Here is a 14761-nt window from a genome sequence, read left to right as displayed (position 1 = left end):
GGCCGCGGCCGGCAGCGGTGCGCCAAGCAGGGCCAGCAGGAGGAACTTGCGCATGGTTTTGCCGCCAGTCTGATGCTGGCCGGATCACGCAGGCCAACGCGCGGGCTTGCCAATCGGCGCTGCCAGGGGTGCCGTTCGGCGACATCCATCGTGACGGGCGGCGCAGGGAGGACGTGCTTCCGCAAGGGTTTCCAGGCTGCCGCCCTGGCCCCTGGGCGGCTACTGGATGCTGCATTGCAGCGCCGCGCCCTGGCCGCCGGTGACCATCATCCGCGCACGCCCGCTCGGCTGGTTGACCGTGACCGCGCAGAGGATGAACGGCACGGCGCCCGGCACCACGGAGCTCATGGTCACCTCGTAGCGCACCGCGGCGGCGCCCTGGAGAGGCGCGCAGACCTCCATCATCGGGAGGAAGGACTGCCAGGTGGCGGGGGCGATGTCCTGCCCGTTGGCGGCCTGGAGGTGCAGCCGCACACTCAGGTTCTGGTAGGTGTTGTTCAGCGCGCAGGCCATGGGGCCCTGCGCCGCGGCGGGCGGCAGGGCGAGGAGCAGGGCAGGGAGCAGGAGCGGAAGCTGGCGCATGGGGGATCCCTTCGAGGAGGGCGGCAGCCTCCCACGGGCGGGTTGCCGAACGACGAATCGCCCGGCTCATCCTTGGTTAACCCGGCCGCGCCAGGCTGGTGCGCATGCCCATCCGCCCGCACGCCGCCCTCTGCCTCGTGATCGCCGGCCTCGCCCTCGCCCTCGCGCATGCGCCGGCGGCCATGGCCGGGCGCGCGCCCACGCCCTGCGGGCCGCGCGTGACCGCCGTCTTTTCCTCCCTGCAGGAAGCTGGCACGCGCTTCGCCTATCTCATCCAGCTCACCGCGCATGAGGCGCTGCATCTGCGCGTGACGATGACGCTGCCAGGCGCGGATTCCCGCTGGCCCAATGGCGGGCCCATGGTGCTCTCCGCGGGCGCCTCGCGGAAGGATGTCTATGCGCTCTGGGACGGGCCGCGGGTCAGTGACGCCGAGATGCGGGCCCGCACCACGCTGATGTGCTGGTAGCGCCGCTTCACCCGGCGTTAAGGCCGTGGCGCGAGGCTCTCGCGCATGCACATGATCCGTCCCGCCGCCCTGGCCCTCTGCACCCTGCTGTCAGGCGCCGCCGCCGCGCGCGCCGATGCGCCCACGCCCTGCGGGCCGCGCGTCACCGCCGCCTACAGCTCGTTGGCGGAGGGGAATTGGCGCTACCTCTATCTGATCGAGCTGGTGGCGCATCGCGCGATGGAGGTGCGGGTCACGCTGCAACTGCCCCAGACCGCAGCCCGCTGGCCCAATGGCGCGGCGATCAACATGCACCCGGGCATGACGATCCGGCATCCCTTCGCCGAGGGCGTGCTGCGGCACTACAGCCCGGCCGAGATGCAGGCTTACACCACGCTGATGTGCCGCGACCTGGGCTGAGGGCCGGCCGCGGGGCCCCGTGGCGGGGGGGCCTTGCCGCTACATCCAATGGCACATGAAGCCGAAGCCGCTGCCGGTCGCGCGCAGGGTCGCGTCGCGGCCGGGCTGGCTGAGCGTGCGGGAGCAGGTCGGCACGCCTTCCCACCTCGGGGAGATGAATTGCTGGACCTCGAACCGGACGGCGGCGGGCCTCACCAGACGGACGCAGTGCCGTGACCCTCCCGGGACGCGCGTCCAATCGGTCGCGCTCTCCTGCCCCGAGGCCGTGAACTCGCGGATCCTGGCGCGCATCGGCACGTTGTGCGTCTCATTCGCGAAGCAGAAGACCTGGCTGCCCGATTGCGCCGCGGCCGGCAGCGGTGCGAGCAGCAGGGGGAGCAGGAGGAACTGGCGCATCGGGATGACTGGCGGCTGGATCATTCGGCCCTCCTATCCGAGACCGCAGACGAACTGGCCCACCGCCGTCCGCCCGGCGCCGACCATGACGCCGGTCGGATTGCTGATCGTCACGCTGCACCCGCTGGCGGTCGGGAGCGAGGCGCCGTTCCAATGCTCCATCTCGAGGCGGACCGAGCGGGACAGGGGGACGTGCCGGCAATGCCGCTGGTGCGGCGCGACCCTCTCCCATCCCGAGCCGCTGACCTCGGCGCCGCCGACAGGCGTGTGATGCGCCTTGGCCCGGAACAGGACGATGTTCGTCTCGTTCTCGAAGCAGACCGGCAGGCCGTCGGATTGCGCCTCGGCGCGCAGGGGGGGCGCGAGGTTTGCCAGAAGGGCAGGGGCTGCAAATCGGCGCATGACGGCCTCCGACATGTGATGTGTCGGCATGTTAAGCGCGCCGCGCGTCCCTCCGCCAATCGGCGATCCCGGGGCCGCCCTTCGGCCGCGCCGATGGCCGCGATATGTGGTATCTCGTTACCACAACAAAAAATCGCGCCTCTGGCTTGACCTTCCGGACGGCCTCAGGCACACACCGGCCCCAGATCCAGCGTATTTGAAGGTTATCATGCTCAGCACACAGACCCGCTCGCTGAAGCCGGCCGAGGTGACGAAGAACTGGTGGGTGATCGACGCCGAGGGCCTCGTGCTCGGCCGTCTCGCCACCATCGTCGCCAACCGGCTGCGCGGCAAGCACAAGCCCCAGTTCACCCCGCATGTGGATTGCGGCGACCATGTCGTCATCCTCAATGCCGGCAAGGTGAAGCTGACCGGCAACAAGGCCGAGCAGTCCATGTTCTACTGGCACACGGGCTATGCGGGCGGCATCAAGGAGCGTTCCAAGGGCCAGCTGCTCGACGGCCGCTACCCCGAGCGCGTCATCACCAAGGCCGTGGAGCGCATGATCACGCGCGGCCCGCTGGGCCGCAAGCAGATGAAGAACCTGCACGTCTATGCCGGGACCGAGCACCCGCATGCCGGCCAGCAGCCGGTGGCCCTCGACGTCGCCGCCATGAACCGCAAGAACAAGGTCGCCTAAGTCATGAGCGAGCAGACCACCGCCAATTCCCTCGCGGACCTCAAGAACCTCGTGCAGGGCAACACCGTTGCCCCGGGCGCCGAGGCTTCCGCTCCCGTCCAGCCGAAGCGTGACGCCCAGGGCCGCGCCTATGCCACGGGTGGCCGCAAGGAATCCGTTGCCCGCGTCTGGGTGATGCCGGGCAAGGGCAAGTTCACCATCAACGACAAGCCGGCCACGCAGTATTTCGCGCGCCCCGTGCTGCGGATGCTGATCGCCCAGCCCTTCCTGGTGGCCGACCGCTACCAGGCCTTCGACGTGGTCGCGACCGTCACCGGCGGCGGCCTCTCGGGTCAGGCCGGCGCGGTGCGCCATGGCATCAGCCGCGCGCTCGTGAACTACGAGCCGGAGCTGCGCAGCATCCTGAAGAAGGCGGGCTTCCTCACGCGCGATCCGCGTGCGGTCGAGCGCAAGAAGTACGGCAAGGCCAAGGCCCGACGTTCCTTCCAGTTCTCCAAGCGCTGACGTCCAGGATCCGGGCGTCACGCCCGGCCCGCATGCCGGACATACGAAAGGGGCGGATCCGCAAGGGTCCGCCCCTTTTGCCTTTCAAACCCTACCTGGTTCACTCTGCATCCTCACGGAGGTTCACATGGCGAGCATTTTCATCGACGGCGAAAGCGGGACGACGGGGCTGCAGATCCGCGCCCGCCTGCAGAATCATCCCTCGCTCACCATCCGCTCGATCGCGGAGCATGAGCGCAAGGACCCCGCCGCGAAGCGCCGCCTGATGGAAGAGGTGGACGCCGTCGTGCTCTGCCTGCCCGATGCCGGCGCCAAGGAAGTGGCCGCCATGGCCGCCGAGATGGGCGAGGCCGCGCCGAAGCTGCTCGACGCCAGCACCGCGCATCGCGTGAACCCGGACTGGGTCTATGGCTTCCCGGAACTCACCGAGGGGCATGCGGCGCTGATCGCGGGCGCCAAGCGCGTGGCGAACCCGGGCTGCTACCCCACGGGCGGCATCGCGCTGCTGCGGCCGCTGGTGGATGCGGGGCTGCTGCCGGCCGACCACCCCGTCACCGTCAACGCCGTCTCGGGCTACACGGGCGGCGGCAAGGCGATGATCGCGGAGTTCGACGAAGGCACGGCGGCGCCCTTCTTCCTCTACGGCCTCGCCTTGGAGCACAAGCACGTGCCAGAGCTGCAGCTCTATGGCGGGCTGACGACGCGGCCGATCTTCGTGCCCAGCGTCGGCAATTTCGCGCAGGGCATGCTGGTCAGCATCCCGCTCCACCTGGACGCGCTGCCGGGCAAGCCCAAGCCCGCCGATCTCGAAGCGGCGCTGGCCGCGCGCTACGCCAAGTCCGGCTGGGTGCGCGTGATGCCGGCCGATCCCGCCGCCCGGCTGGAGCCCGAGCCGCTCAACGGCTCCAACATGCTGGAGCTGCGCGTCTATGGAAACGCGAAGCACAACCAGGCGGTGCTGGTCGCGCGGCTCGATAACCTGGGCAAGGGCGCGTCCGGGGCCGCGGTGCAGAACCTCGGGCTGATGCTCGGCGTGGATGTGAGCGAGGCGCTGCCGCTGGCGGCGTAGTCAAGACAGCGAGAGGGCTCCGCCCTCTCGCGCTCTCCCGCCAAGAAACCCGGTGTCCCGGACCTTCGGGCTTCAGGCAGCCCAGGTCAGATGAGGCAGGCCCAGCGGAAGAGACGACATCTCCTCCGCATCCTCCACCCCAAAGGCGCGCAGCACAGCCAGCGCCACGCCCTCGGCATGGCCGGATGGCGCCTCGCCGCGCAGCACGGCGCGCATGCCCAGAATCCCCGCCCCCAGCACGATGTCCGACGCCGCCTGCATCGAGGCCGCGCGGAAACGGCCGCCCTCCAGCCCCTCGCGCAGATCCTGGCCGAGATCCTGCGTCATCCGCGTGCCCAAGGGCGCGGCCACGAAGGCGATGCGCACCACCGCCCAGCCCCATTCCGGCGCCGCCCCCGCCCGCCGGATGTAGCAGCGCAGCGAGGCCGCCAGCCGCGCCGCCGGGTCCCGCCACGCCCGCAGCGGCAGGATCTCCAACCCGATCACCTCCGCCGCCTCGATCGCCACCGCCGTCAGCAGCGCCTCGCGCGTCTCGAAGTGGTTGTAGATCGTGCCCCGCGCGACGCCGGCCGCATGCGCCACATCCTCCAGCGCCGGCGCATCCGGGCCGAGGCGGGCAAACACCTGCGTGGCCGCGCCCACCAGCCGCGCGCGGGTGCGGGCGCGGCGCGCATGGCCGATTTCGGCGCGGGAGGCGGGCCTGGATGTCATGGGAAGGATTATATTGACGAAATCGTCAATTTGACAATAGCGTCAATCCGGATCGAGCCAGAGAGGACCCCCATGCCCCAGCTTCCGCAGCCCAGCCGCCGGGGCATCCTCCTCGGGGCCGCGATGGGCGCCACGCTCACCCAGGCGCGGGCGCAGCCCGCCGCACCCGGCCTCGCTTTGCGCGGCGACAGCCGCCGCCCGCCCAACCTGCTCTTCATCTTCACCGACCAGGAGCGCTACGCGGCCCGCTGGCCCACCGGCCTCTCGCTGCCGGGGCATGAGCGCCTGGCGCGCCAGGGCATCACCTTCCACGCCCATCAATGCCCGGCGGTGATGTGCACCTCCTCGCGCGCCGTGCTGATGACGGGCCTCCAGACGCCCGACAACCGCATGTTCGAGAACACGGACGTGCCCTGGGTGCAGAAGTTGCCGGACAGCATCCCCACCATCGGCCACATGCTGCGCGAAGCCGGCTACTACACCGCCTATAAGGGCAAGTGGCACCTGAACGACAGCTTCGACAGCCAGGAGCCCGAGCGCCTCTTCACCCGCGAAATGGATCAGCACGGTTTCGCCGACTACAACGGCGTGGGCGACATCATCGGCCATGCCCGCGGCGGCTTCGAGTTCGACCACCTGATCGCGGGCAGCGCCGCCACCTGGCTGCGCCGGCACGGGCGGGAATTGCAGGATCAGGGGCGGCCCTGGGCGCTCTTCGTCAGCCTCGTGAACCCGCATGACGTGATGTATTTCAACACCGACCTGCCGGGGCAGCCGGTGCAGGAGGTGCCGGGTCTGCTGACCACGCCGCGCCGCGCGCCCGACCACGCGCTCTATCGCGCCAGCTGGGACACGCCCGTCCCGCCCACGCTGAACGAGAGCTTCGACGCCCCCGGCCGCCCCGGCGCGCATCGGGAATTCCTGCGCACCTGGGACGTGGTGCTGGGCCATATCCCGCGCGAGGCCGAGCGCTGGCGGCGCTTCCATGACTACTACATCAACTGCATCCGCAACGTGGACAATTCGCTCGCGGGCCTGCTGGGCGAGATGGATGCGCTGGGTGTGGCCGACCGCACGGCGGTGGTCTTCACGGCGGATCATGGCGAGATGGCGGGCGCCCATGGCCTGCATGGGAAGGGGCCCTTCGCCTACAAGGAGACGACGCATCTGCCGCTCTACGTGACGCACCCGGATGTGCGGGGCGGGCAGGATTGCCGGGCGCTCTCCAGCCATATCGACATGGTGCCCACGCTGCTCGGCATGGCGGGGGTCGCGCCCGGCCGCGTGGCGGAGCTCGCGCGGCGCAGCCTGCCGGGGCGCGACCTCACGCCGCTGATGGCCAATCCGGCCGGGGCCGAGGTGAATGCGCTGCGCGAGGCGGCGCTCTTCACCTATAGCGGGCTCGGCACCAATGATTCGGCGTTGTGGCAGGCGGTGCGGGCGGCGCGCGTGGCGGGCCTGGACCCCAGGGAGGAGCTGAAGCGCCAGGGCTTCCAGCCGGATCTGACCAAGCGCGGCAGCCTGCGCAGCATCTTCGACGGACGCCATCGCTTCACGCGCTATTTCGCGCCCATCCAGCGCAACAAGCCGGAAAACCTGGACGAGTTGTACCGCTGGAACGATGTGGAGCTCTTCGATCTCACGACCGACCCGCAGGAGGTGCGCAACCTGGCGCTGGACCGCGCGGGGAATGCGGCGCTGATCGAGGCGATGCGCGCCAAGCTCGAGCGCGCGATCGCGGCCGAGATCGGCGTGGATGACGGGCGGGAGATGCCCGACATCCCGCGCATCGAATGGACGATTGATCGCGTGGATTTGTGAGCGCGGCGCCGGCGCTGTAGGAGACGCTCCCCATCCAGGAGCGCACCGCGTGGAAGTGTCCCTCGTCTCCGCCATCGGCCTCATGGCCGCCTGCTGCACCACGCTCGCCTTCGTGCCGCAGGTGGTGAAGACCTGGCGCACGCGCTCCACCGCCGATGTCTCGCTGGGCATGTTCGTGCTGATGGTGGTGGGGATGAGCGCCTGGCTGGCCTATGGGCTGCTGATCGGCGACCTGCCGCTGATCCTGGCCAATGCGGTGACGCTCTCGCTCGCCTCCATCATCCTCGTGCTGAAGCTGCGGCACGGGTAGGGGGCGGGATTCTCAGTCCGCGTTGACCACGTTGAAGTCGCGCAGCTCCCGCGGCGTGAGCCAGCGGATATCGGCATGGGCGGTGCGGAAATTGGGCTCCAGCAGGCGGAGCGAGACGCCCATCTCGATCGTGTAGTAGGCGAGTTGCGCGGCGAATTGCGCCGAGGATTCCTCGATCAGCCGGATCAGGGCGCTGGCGCCGGCCGCCCCGTCGCGGCGGATCGCCTCCTCCGCGCGGCGCAGCAGGCCCGGACTGTTGCTGGCGCTGAAGATGTGCACGCCGTAGCGTGCGCCCTGTTCCATCGTCCGCACCGTGCCGCCGAGATAGGCATAGGTGCAGGCGCTGGCGCATTGCGTGTTGGCGGGCAGGTGGGTGGCGATGCCGGCGCGGCGGATGACGCGCCCCACCGCCATCCCCTCATCCGCGACGCCGCCGGGCGAGCGGAAGACGATCACCTGGACGTTCGGCGTCCGCCGCAGCAGGGCCTCCAGCCGGCTGGCATCGCCGCGCTCGAAGGCGCCGGCGGCGAAGATCGCATTCCCGCGGCCCTGGTTGAGGACGGTGAAGTCCAGCGCGGCGGCGGGCCGGGCGAGAGCCAGGCTCAGCAGGCCCAGGGCCAGCCGGCGGGTCACGTCTGGCGCGTCCAGGCGCCATTGTCGCCGCGGCAGTAGCGGGTGTCCTGGCGGACCTCCTGCCCGCGCACATAGGCGATTTCGCGCACATTGCGGCAATTCCCGCCATCGGTGACGCGCACCACCTCCGTCGTGCCGCGCGTGGCCGGATTCTCGGGCGAAATCCATTGCTCGCGTGGCAGGGGCGCGTTGGGCTTGAGCGGCGCGTCGAGCACGCGCTGGTTGGCGGCCAGCTGGCGCTGGCGCTCGGCCTCCGAGAGGCGCTGGCCGATCATGTTCCCGGCCACGCCGCCGACCGCGGCGCCCACCAGCCCGCCGATCAGCGCGCCGGAGGAGCCCGAGCCGCCGATCTGCCGGCCGATCAGCGCGCCGGCGAGGCCGCCCGCCGCCGTGCCGATCCCGGTGGCGACCGCCTGCTGGTTGGTGCCTTCGCAGCCGCCGAGCATCAGGCCCGAGGCCGCGACGCATGCCAGAAGACCCGCCCTTGTCCGCATCATCCGCTCCTTCGCGCTGGGTTGCTCCGGCCCACCCCGCGCGAACCACATGCGTGACAAAGGATTACAGAATTGATGACAACGCGGCAATCTTTGCGCCTCAGCACCAGCCGCCGCGCGGGCCGCGGCCGTGATAGGGGCGGGCGAGCCCCTCGCGGACCAGCACCGCGCCCAGATCCTCGCCGGCGCGGTTGCGCGCCACGGCCAGGGTGCGGCCGAAGCGGTCCTCGCCCGTGGCCTGCAGGCTGACACCGCCTTCGAGCAGGTGGGTGAGGCGCTCGGTCGCGGCCTCGGCCAGGCGGCGCTCCGCCTCGCAGCGGGCGCGCAATTCGGGCGCGTCAATGCCGGCGAGGCGCACGCGCTCCTCCCCGCAGCGGATCGTGTCCCCATCCAGCGCGCGGCAGACCTGCAGGGGCGCGGGCTGCCAGCCGAGCCAGGCCGCGATGAGCGTGGCGCCGGTGAGAAAGATCATGACGAGGCGGGGGGCGAGGCGGCGGCGGGGCAGGGGAGGGGCTTTCTTGTTGATTCCATGGCGCTTCCTAGTCTATGTTCTTGTTATGTTCAAGTCCCTTCCCCTCGCCGCATCACCACCTTCCCGGCCCGGTTTCGCGCGCGTTTCGCCGGCGGCGGCCTTGGCCGCCCTGTCGCGCGGCGCCTGGGCCGGCGGCCCTGGGGCGGGGGCGGCATTTGTCCGAAAGCGCGGTGGACCTCCTCTGGCGCTGCGTCCAAGATCAGCCCCTGCAAAATGGGGGGAGAGCCCGATGATCCACAGCAAGGCGGCCGCGTGATGGGCCCGCTCTACACCTTCGAGGGCAAGACGCCCGTCGTGCATCCGCGTGCCTGGGTGGCACCGACGGCCGCCGTGATCGGCGATGTCGAGATCGCCGAGGAAGCGAGCATCTGGTATCATTGCGTCCTGCGGGGCGACACCAACATCATCCGCATCGGGCCGCGCACCAACATCCAGGACGGCACGATCGTGCATGTGAATGCCGGGCGGCAATCCACCATCATCGGCGCCGATGTGACAGTGGGGCATGCGGCCATCATCCATGCCTGCCGGCTGGAGGACCGCGCCTTCGTCGGCATGGGGGCGACCGTGCTGGATGACGCGGTGATCGAGGCGGGGGGCGTGCTCGCCGCGGGCTCGGTCCTGCCGCCGGGCAAGCGCATCGGCGTGCTGGAGCTCTGGATGGGCAATCCGGCCAAGCTGGTGCGGGTGCTGACGGAGGAGGCGCGGGCCGGTTTCGACCGGACGGCGCCGCATTATGTGGAGCTGGCCGGTCGCCACCGTTCCATTTCGTAACTTGGGCAACACGGAAGGGAGGGCTTAAGCGGAGATCATGCTGAAGATGGCCCTTCTTCCGGTGCTGCTGCTGGCCGGCTGCGCGACGGGCGAGCTGCCGCCCTCCGTGCGGCTGCCGCCCGATGCGCTGCAAGCGACGTCGGACCCGATGCGTGCGGCCATCCTCGCCAGCGCCTATGCGCTGGGCGCGCCCGCCTCGCCCTCGGCCAAGCTGCGCGCGGCCGCGCTGGTCGAGTTCATGGCGGCCGATTACCGCTGGGGCGTGCGCTGGAGCGAATACACGCCGACGACGGGCCTCGCCCTGGATGCGGCGCGGGACGAGATCCGCCGCAGCTTCGGGGTGGCACCCGGCGCCTCGCCCCAGGCGGTGGCGGATGGGCTCTTCGGCGCCTCGCGCGCGCTGGAGCGGGGGAACGAGATCTTCCTGCCGCCCGGCCTTTTCATCGAGCCCGCGCAATCCCTTGCGCGACTCGCCACGCCACCCGATCTCCCGGTGGCGCGGGACGCGACGGCGCTGGCCGAACGCGAGCTGTATCGCATCGAGAGCGAGCGCCAGAGCGGCGGTGGCCCGGGCGGCAGCGGCGGCGGCGGCGGCGCCCACCCATGAGTTCTGACCTGTCGAGGAAAAACAAGATGCACCGTTCCTTCCTGCTGATGCTGCCGCTGCTGGCCGCCTGCGCCCAGGGCCCGCTGCCCGATACGGCGCGCCTGCCGCGTGACGCCGTGATCGGCGCGGGGGACCCGATGCGGACGGCCGTGATCAGCGCGAATGCGGTCTTCGCCCAGCGCAGCCCGGCGGCCGGCCACCCGGCCGATGCGGCGCGCGCCATCGCGCAGATGGAGTTCCTGGCGGTGGACCTGCCGCAGAACATGAGCCTGACCACGGCCTCGGCCACGCTGGTGCCGGACCTCAACATCGCCCGGCGCGAGTGGCGCAGCGCGCTGGACATCGCGCCCGACGCCCCGGCGCAGCCCGTGATCAACGCCCTCTACGCCGCGGGCCGCGCGCTCGACGCCGGCAATGCGGAGGCGGCGGCGGCGGCCCTGCCGCAGAGCATCTTCCGCAAGGGGGGCAGTGCCACGGTCGCGCAACTCTCGGCGCTGCCGCGCCTGCCGAACACGGCCACGGCCGTCGCCACCGCGCAGCAGGCCCTGCAGCCGCCGCCCGGCGCGACGCGCGCCCTGTGAGGGGGGTGTCGTGAAGGCGGGGGGCGCGCTTCTCGCGCTCGGGCTGCTGGCGGGCTGCGCGGATGTGGCCCTGCCCGATCCGGTGCGGCTGCCGCGCGATTCGGTGGAGGGCGCCGGCGATCCGACGCGGGCCGCGGTCTCGCGCGCGGCCTATGTCTTCGCCGATCCGGCGCGGCTTTCGGGCCAGCCGGCGGCGATGGCGCGCGCCATCGCGGATATGGAGTTCCTGGCGGCGGCGCTGCCCTTCGACCCGCGCTACCAGCAGCGCGACCCGCTGCTGCCCTGGCAATTGGCGCAGGGCCGCGCCGAGTGGCGCGCCGCGCTGGGCATCCCGCGCGGCCAGCCGGCGCAGCCGCTGATCGACGGCCTCTATGCCATGGCGCGCGCGCCCGGCGCCGCGCCGCCCGCGCCGCTGCCGCCCGATGTGGCGGCGCGGCTGGCCGAGATGCCGCCCTTGCCCGAGACGACGCGGGCCGCGGTCGCGGCGCAGCGCGCGGAATTCGAGGCGCAGTTTCCGGTGCGGCGGCTCCCGTGGTGAGGCGGCGGATGTTCTTGCTCGCGCCGCTGCTGGGCGCCTGCACCGAGCTCACCACGCCCCGCCCGCCCGAGCCGCCGCTCGACCTCGCGGGGCGCGTCACGGCCAATCCGACCATGGCGATCCTCGACGCCGCCGCGGCGGATTTCGCCAATGGCGGCGCGCGGCTTCTGAATCGCCCGGCGGCGACGGCGCTGGCGGTCGCGCGGCTGGAGTGGATCGGCGGCGAGTTCCGGCTGGGCCGTCGCCTGGCGCAGCTGCCGGATTCCTACATGTTCGCCACGCGGCGCGCCGTGGCCGAGGGGCGGGAGGCGCTCGGCATCCTGCCCGAGACGACGCCGGAGGCGGCGGTCTCGGCGCTGATCCTCGCCGCGCGCGCGCTGGCGCGGGGGGATCAGCCGGCGATCCAGGTGGCGCTTGCCTCGCCCATCTTCGTGCTGCCGGGCGCGCGGCCAGTGATCAGCCGGCTGACCGAGCCCGGCGCCTGGCCTGACGCAACGCTTGCCATCACGGCGCTGCGCGACGAGATGGCGCGCCGGGTGGCGCAGCTCGACGTCGACCATCGCATGATGGTCGAGGGGCAGATCTTCGGGAACAGCACCACGGGCCTGGGCCCGGAGACGGGATACTGAGAGCCTGATCGCCTTTGGTGGGCTCACCAAAGGCGTGAATCAGTCTCCCGTTGAAGCGCGGCGCGCCTCAGTCGTTCACCATCACGCGCACATAGCTGCCCGGCGCGTTCTCGATCGGCGTGAGCTTGCCGTCGCCGGGCTGGCGCGCCTTCACCTCGGTGCGGTCCAGCGCGGTCACCCAGCGGTGCCAGTCCGGCCACCAGCTGCCGGAGAGTTCGGTGGCGCCGGCCAGCCACTCATCGGGGCTTTCGGGCAGGTTCTCGTTCACCCAATGGCTGTACTTGCCGGAATCGGGCGGGTTCACCACGCCCGCGATATGGCCCGAGGCGGCGAGGACGAAGCGCACCGGGCCCTTGTAGAGCTGCGTGCCGCGGTAGGTGCTCTTCCAGGGCGCGATGTGATCTTCCCGCGTCGAGATCATGTAGGTTGGCACCTTGATCTTGCGCAGGTCGATCTTGGCGCCGAGCAGCTCGATCGCGTCCGGGTCGCTGGCCGGCTTGCAGAGGTCGTTCTGCTGGTACATCCGCCGCAGGTAGAAGCTGTGCATGCGGGCCGGCATGCGCGTGCTGTCGTCGTTCCAGTAGAGCAGGTCGAAGGGGAAGGGGTCCTGCCCCATCAGGTAGTTGTTCACGACGAAGGACCAGATGAGGTCGTTCGCGCGCAGCATGTTGAAGGTCGTCGCCATCTCGCGGCCGTCGAGGAAGCCGCGCTTGCCCATCTTCTCCTCGAGGGCCTTGAGCTGCTCCTCGTCGATGAAGACGCCGAGTTCGCCCGCTTCCTCGAAGTCGGTCATGGTCACGAAATAGGTGGCGGACTTGATGCGCGTGTCGCGCTTGGTCGCCATGTAGGCGAGTGTGGTGGCGAGCAGCGTGCCGCCCAGGCAATAGCCGATGGCGTTCACCTCGCGCACGCCGGTCGCCTGCTCGATGGCGTCGAGCGCCGCCAGCACGCCCTCCTGCATGTAGTCGTCGAAGCCCTTCTCGGCCAAGGCCTCGTCCGGGTTCACCCAGGATGCCACGAAGACCGTGTGGCCCTGGTCCACCGCCCAGCGGATGAAGCTGTTCTTGGGCCGCAGGTCCAGGATGTAGAACTTGTTGATCCAGGGCGGGAAGATGACGAGGGGGCGCTTCAGCACCTTCTCCGTCGTCGGGCTGTATTGGATGAGCTGCATGAGCGGCGTCTGGTAGACGACCTTGCCCGGGGTGACCGCGATGTTCTCGCCCACCTTGAACTTGCTGTCATCCGTCATGCGGATGCGCAGCTTGCCCTTGCCGCGCTCCAGGTCGAACAGCAGGTTGGAGAGGCCCTTCAGCAGGTTGGCGCCGCCCGTCTCGGCCGTCTTGCGCAGCACTTCGGGGTTGGTCATCACGAAGTTCGCCGGGCTCATCGCATCCACGAATTGCCGCGTGTAGAAATCCACCTTCTGCGAGGTCTTGGGGTCGAGCCCGTCGGCGCTGTTCACGGCGGAGGTGAAGTAGCGGGCCGAGAGCAGGTAGGATTGCCGGATGAAGTCGAAGACTTCGTTCTCGCGCCAGGCGTCGTCCTTGAAGCGGCGATCGCCCTTGCCCTCCTCGATGACGGGGCCGACATTCTCGCCCATCATGCGGCGCGCGGTGTTGGACCAGAGCGTCAGGTAGTCCTGCCAGAAGCCCATCTGCGCCTGGACGAGGCGCGCGGGGTTGGTCATGAGCTTCGCCGTCATCTCCATGAAGGCGCTGCCGATGTTCAACGGATCGGGGTTGCCCGTCTCATCGGCCTGGCGCTTCAGGAAATCCTGGACGATGCGCTGCCCGCGCTCGGCCACCTCGGCCATGGTGCGGGAGACCAGGGCGGGGTCGGGCAGGTTGTATTCGGGCGCCTTGCCGGCGGGGCCGTCGGTCATCTTCGTGCTCATTCCTGCCTCCGCTTCCCTTTCGGTCCGGCCGGGTGGCGGGATACGTCGGAAGGGCGTCTTGCCTCACTTCGCGGCCGGGGCCGGAGGCGCTATGGATCAGGCGAGATCCAAGGGATGCCGCGTGACGCCACAGCCTGCCTCCTCGAACCGGCCTCTACGCCAGGGTAAAGAGCGCCCGGCGCCGGGGCAAGCGCGGCCATGGGGGCTGCTGCCCCTTCTGGCCGCCCTCCTGGCCCTGACCGCCTGCGAGGTGCCGGGCCAGATCAACCCGCGGCTGCTGGCGCGCGACATCTCCGGCGCGGCGGGCGAGGCGCGGCTTCCGCCGCCGGGGCTGGACCGCCCCTTTCCCAACCTCGCCAGCGTGCCCCCCGTGCCCGACCGGCCGGACCCGGCGGCGCGGCTTGCCATCACCGCGCAACTTCAGGCGCAGCGGGATGCGCTGACGGAGCCGCTGGCGGACCGGCGGCGCAGCACGCCGCTGACCGAGGGCCGGGCGGAAGGCCAGCCGCCGATCGCCGCCCGCCCGCCCGCGCCACCCGTGCTCTCGCGCGCGCCCGTGATCCCCTGGACGGTGAGCGGCGCGCCCGTCGCCCCCGGCCGTGCGCCGGTCGGCGCGCCCGCCGTGGTCGAGCCGGAACCCGAGGCGCCCACCCCCGGCGCGGTGCCGGATCTTCCCTCGGCCGACCTGCTGGCACCCGCGGCACCGCCGCCGCCGCCCCGGTAGCCCGCCGAATCGCAG

General features: G+C 70.9%; 21 protein-coding genes. 13 read left to right on the top strand and 8 right to left on the bottom strand.

Features of this window, described 5'->3' with window-relative positions; genetic code table 11:
• Positions 1–219 precede the first annotated feature (219 nt).
• Positions 220–582, bottom strand: coding sequence for a hypothetical protein (locus ACQ860_RS04540; RefSeq protein WP_431302220.1), 363 nt, complete (start codon positions 580–582; stop codon positions 220–222).
• 104 nt (positions 583–686) lie between these two features.
• On the opposite strand from ACQ860_RS04540, the gene ACQ860_RS04535 reads away from it, so the two are divergent.
• Both ACQ860_RS04535 and ACQ860_RS04530 read left to right on the top strand, forming a co-directional pair.
• Positions 687–1049 (top strand): hypothetical protein, encoded by a 363-nt coding sequence (locus ACQ860_RS04535; RefSeq protein ID WP_431302219.1) that lies wholly within the window; start codon positions 687–689, stop codon positions 1047–1049.
• A gap of 45 nt (positions 1050–1094) precedes the next feature.
• A complete protein-coding gene (locus tag ACQ860_RS04530; protein ID WP_431302218.1) occupies positions 1095–1448 on the top strand; it encodes a hypothetical protein in 354 nt (117 codons plus the stop codon).
• A 39-nt stretch (positions 1449–1487) separates the two neighbouring features.
• Here the strand turns inward: ACQ860_RS04530 and ACQ860_RS04525 are convergent, their stop codons facing one another.
• Both ACQ860_RS04525 and ACQ860_RS04520 read right to left on the bottom strand, forming a co-directional pair.
• Positions 1488–1868 carry a hypothetical protein gene (locus ACQ860_RS04525; protein WP_431302217.1) on the bottom strand — a complete coding sequence of 127 codons (381 nt, stop codon included), beginning with the start codon at positions 1866–1868 and terminating at the stop codon, positions 1488–1490.
• Between the two features lie 9 nt (positions 1869–1877).
• Entirely contained in the window at positions 1878–2261 is a 384-nt protein-coding gene (locus ACQ860_RS04520) for a hypothetical protein (protein WP_431302216.1), read from the bottom strand.
• 193 nt (positions 2262–2454) lie between these two features.
• On the opposite strand from ACQ860_RS04520, the gene rplM reads away from it, so the two are divergent.
• The 3 genes from rplM to argC all read left to right on the top strand — a co-directional run bounded on the left by rplM (position 2455) and on the right by argC (position 4498).
• A complete protein-coding gene (gene rplM / locus ACQ860_RS04515; protein WP_431302215.1) occupies positions 2455–2925 on the top strand; it encodes a 50S ribosomal protein L13 in 471 nt (156 codons plus the stop codon).
• A 3-nt stretch (positions 2926–2928) separates the two neighbouring features.
• The gene (gene rpsI / locus ACQ860_RS04510; RefSeq protein ID WP_431302214.1) at positions 2929–3429 is read left to right on the top strand and encodes a 30S ribosomal protein S9; all 501 of its coding nucleotides are present in this window, start codon (positions 2929–2931) and stop codon (positions 3427–3429) included.
• A gap of 127 nt (positions 3430–3556) precedes the next feature.
• Positions 3557–4498: an N-acetyl-gamma-glutamyl-phosphate reductase gene (gene argC, locus ACQ860_RS04505; protein ID WP_431302213.1), complete on the top strand. Its 942-nt coding sequence runs from the start codon at positions 3557–3559 to the stop codon at positions 4496–4498.
• Positions 4499–4570: 72 nt separating this feature from the next.
• Here argC and ACQ860_RS04500 read toward each other — a convergent pair whose 3' ends face one another.
• Positions 4571–5209 carry a TetR/AcrR family transcriptional regulator gene (locus tag ACQ860_RS04500; protein WP_431302212.1) on the bottom strand — a complete coding sequence of 213 codons (639 nt, stop codon included), beginning with the start codon at positions 5207–5209 and terminating at the stop codon, positions 4571–4573.
• 72 nt (positions 5210–5281) lie between these two features.
• Here ACQ860_RS04500 and ACQ860_RS04495 point away from each other — a divergent pair, with 72 nt between their 5' ends.
• Positions 5282–7030: a sulfatase-like hydrolase/transferase gene (locus ACQ860_RS04495; RefSeq protein ID WP_431302211.1), complete on the top strand. Its 1749-nt coding sequence runs from the start codon at positions 5282–5284 to the stop codon at positions 7028–7030.
• A 49-nt stretch (positions 7031–7079) separates the two neighbouring features.
• Positions 7080–7340 carry a SemiSWEET transporter gene (locus ACQ860_RS04490; protein ID WP_431302210.1) on the top strand — a complete coding sequence of 87 codons (261 nt, stop codon included), beginning with the start codon at positions 7080–7082 and terminating at the stop codon, positions 7338–7340.
• Positions 7341–7352: 12 nt separating this feature from the next.
• On the opposite strand, the gene ACQ860_RS04485 is transcribed toward ACQ860_RS04490, so the two are convergent.
• The 3 genes from ACQ860_RS04485 to ACQ860_RS04475 all read right to left on the bottom strand — a co-directional run bounded on the left by ACQ860_RS04485 (position 7353) and on the right by ACQ860_RS04475 (position 8939).
• Positions 7353–7973 (bottom strand): hypothetical protein, encoded by a 621-nt coding sequence (locus tag ACQ860_RS04485; RefSeq protein ID WP_431302209.1) that lies wholly within the window; start codon positions 7971–7973, stop codon positions 7353–7355.
• The gene (locus tag ACQ860_RS04480; RefSeq protein WP_431302208.1) at positions 7970–8470 is read right to left on the bottom strand and encodes a glycine zipper domain-containing protein; all 501 of its coding nucleotides are present in this window, start codon (positions 8468–8470) and stop codon (positions 7970–7972) included. Before ACQ860_RS04480 ends, ACQ860_RS04485 begins: the two co-directional genes overlap by 4 nt.
• Before the next feature lie 97 nt (positions 8471–8567).
• The gene (locus ACQ860_RS04475) at positions 8568–8939 is read right to left on the bottom strand and encodes a thermonuclease family protein (protein WP_431302207.1); all 372 of its coding nucleotides are present in this window, start codon (positions 8937–8939) and stop codon (positions 8568–8570) included.
• 315 nt (positions 8940–9254) lie between these two features.
• On the opposite strand from ACQ860_RS04475, the gene ACQ860_RS04470 reads away from it, so the two are divergent.
• The 5 genes from ACQ860_RS04470 to ACQ860_RS04450 are packed head-to-tail and all read left to right on the top strand — an operon-like array spanning position 9255 to position 12128.
• The gene (locus ACQ860_RS04470) at positions 9255–9773 is read left to right on the top strand and encodes a gamma carbonic anhydrase family protein (protein WP_213609801.1); all 519 of its coding nucleotides are present in this window, start codon (positions 9255–9257) and stop codon (positions 9771–9773) included.
• A 46-nt stretch (positions 9774–9819) separates the two neighbouring features.
• Positions 9820–10380, top strand: a complete 561-nt coding sequence (locus tag ACQ860_RS04465) for a hypothetical protein (RefSeq protein ID WP_431302206.1) — start codon at positions 9820–9822, stop codon at positions 10378–10380.
• Between the two features lie 26 nt (positions 10381–10406).
• Entirely contained in the window at positions 10407–10961 is a 555-nt protein-coding gene (locus tag ACQ860_RS04460; protein ID WP_431302205.1) for a hypothetical protein, read from the top strand.
• A gap of 10 nt (positions 10962–10971) precedes the next feature.
• Positions 10972–11499, top strand: coding sequence for a hypothetical protein (locus tag ACQ860_RS04455; RefSeq protein ID WP_431302204.1), 528 nt, complete (start codon positions 10972–10974; stop codon positions 11497–11499).
• A gap of 8 nt (positions 11500–11507) precedes the next feature.
• Positions 11508–12128, top strand: a complete 621-nt coding sequence (locus ACQ860_RS04450) for a hypothetical protein (protein ID WP_431302203.1) — start codon at positions 11508–11510, stop codon at positions 12126–12128.
• 67 nt (positions 12129–12195) lie between these two features.
• Here ACQ860_RS04450 and ACQ860_RS04445 read toward each other — a convergent pair whose 3' ends face one another.
• Positions 12196–14022 (bottom strand): PHA/PHB synthase family protein, encoded by a 1827-nt coding sequence (locus ACQ860_RS04445; protein ID WP_431302202.1) that lies wholly within the window; start codon positions 14020–14022, stop codon positions 12196–12198.
• A 121-nt stretch (positions 14023–14143) separates the two neighbouring features.
• On the opposite strand from ACQ860_RS04445, the gene ACQ860_RS04440 reads away from it, so the two are divergent.
• Entirely contained in the window at positions 14144–14746 is a 603-nt protein-coding gene (locus tag ACQ860_RS04440; protein ID WP_431302201.1) for a hypothetical protein, read from the top strand.
• The last annotated feature ends 15 nt before the right edge of the window (positions 14747–14761 follow it).

This window comes from Sediminicoccus sp. BL-A-41-H5 (genome assembly GCF_050632405.1).
Lineage (GTDB): Bacteria > Pseudomonadota > Alphaproteobacteria > Acetobacterales > Acetobacteraceae > Roseococcus.
This window is presented reverse-complemented; position numbering and strand designations above follow the sequence as displayed.

What these genes read in the sequence shown, in the direction of transcription:
- ACQ860_RS04540 (WP_431302220.1), bottom strand. Translation starts at nt 582, where the DNA reads ATGCGCCAGCTTCCGCTCCTGCTCCCTGCCCTGCTCCTCGCCCTGCCG.
- ACQ860_RS04535 (WP_431302219.1), top strand. Translation starts at nt 687, where the DNA reads ATGCCCATCCGCCCGCACGCCGCCCTCTGCCTCGTGATCGCCGGCCTC.
- ACQ860_RS04530 (WP_431302218.1), top strand. Translation starts at nt 1,095, where the DNA reads ATGCACATGATCCGTCCCGCCGCCCTGGCCCTCTGCACCCTGCTGTCA.
- ACQ860_RS04525 (WP_431302217.1), bottom strand. Translation starts at nt 1,868, where the DNA reads ATGATCCAGCCGCCAGTCATCCCGATGCGCCAGTTCCTCCTGCTCCCC.
- ACQ860_RS04520 (WP_431302216.1), bottom strand. Translation starts at nt 2,261, where the DNA reads ATGTCGGAGGCCGTCATGCGCCGATTTGCAGCCCCTGCCCTTCTGGCA.
- rplM (WP_431302215.1), top strand. Translation starts at nt 2,455, where the DNA reads ATGCTCAGCACACAGACCCGCTCGCTGAAGCCGGCCGAGGTGACGAAG.
- rpsI (WP_431302214.1), top strand. Translation starts at nt 2,929, where the DNA reads ATGAGCGAGCAGACCACCGCCAATTCCCTCGCGGACCTCAAGAACCTC.
- argC (WP_431302213.1), top strand. Translation starts at nt 3,557, where the DNA reads ATGGCGAGCATTTTCATCGACGGCGAAAGCGGGACGACGGGGCTGCAG.
- ACQ860_RS04500 (WP_431302212.1), bottom strand. Translation starts at nt 5,209, where the DNA reads ATGACATCCAGGCCCGCCTCCCGCGCCGAAATCGGCCATGCGCGCCGC.
- ACQ860_RS04495 (WP_431302211.1), top strand. Translation starts at nt 5,282, where the DNA reads ATGCCCCAGCTTCCGCAGCCCAGCCGCCGGGGCATCCTCCTCGGGGCC.
- ACQ860_RS04480 (WP_431302208.1), bottom strand. Translation starts at nt 8,470, where the DNA reads ATGATGCGGACAAGGGCGGGTCTTCTGGCATGCGTCGCGGCCTCGGGC.
- ACQ860_RS04475 (WP_431302207.1), bottom strand. Translation starts at nt 8,939, where the DNA reads ATGATCTTTCTCACCGGCGCCACGCTCATCGCGGCCTGGCTCGGCTGG.
- ACQ860_RS04470 (WP_213609801.1), top strand. Translation starts at nt 9,255, where the DNA reads ATGGGCCCGCTCTACACCTTCGAGGGCAAGACGCCCGTCGTGCATCCG.
- ACQ860_RS04465 (WP_431302206.1), top strand. Translation starts at nt 9,820, where the DNA reads ATGGCCCTTCTTCCGGTGCTGCTGCTGGCCGGCTGCGCGACGGGCGAG.
- ACQ860_RS04460 (WP_431302205.1), top strand. Translation starts at nt 10,407, where the DNA reads ATGCACCGTTCCTTCCTGCTGATGCTGCCGCTGCTGGCCGCCTGCGCC.
- ACQ860_RS04450 (WP_431302203.1), top strand. Translation starts at nt 11,508, where the DNA reads ATGTTCTTGCTCGCGCCGCTGCTGGGCGCCTGCACCGAGCTCACCACG.
- ACQ860_RS04445 (WP_431302202.1), bottom strand. Translation starts at nt 14,022, where the DNA reads ATGAGCACGAAGATGACCGACGGCCCCGCCGGCAAGGCGCCCGAATAC.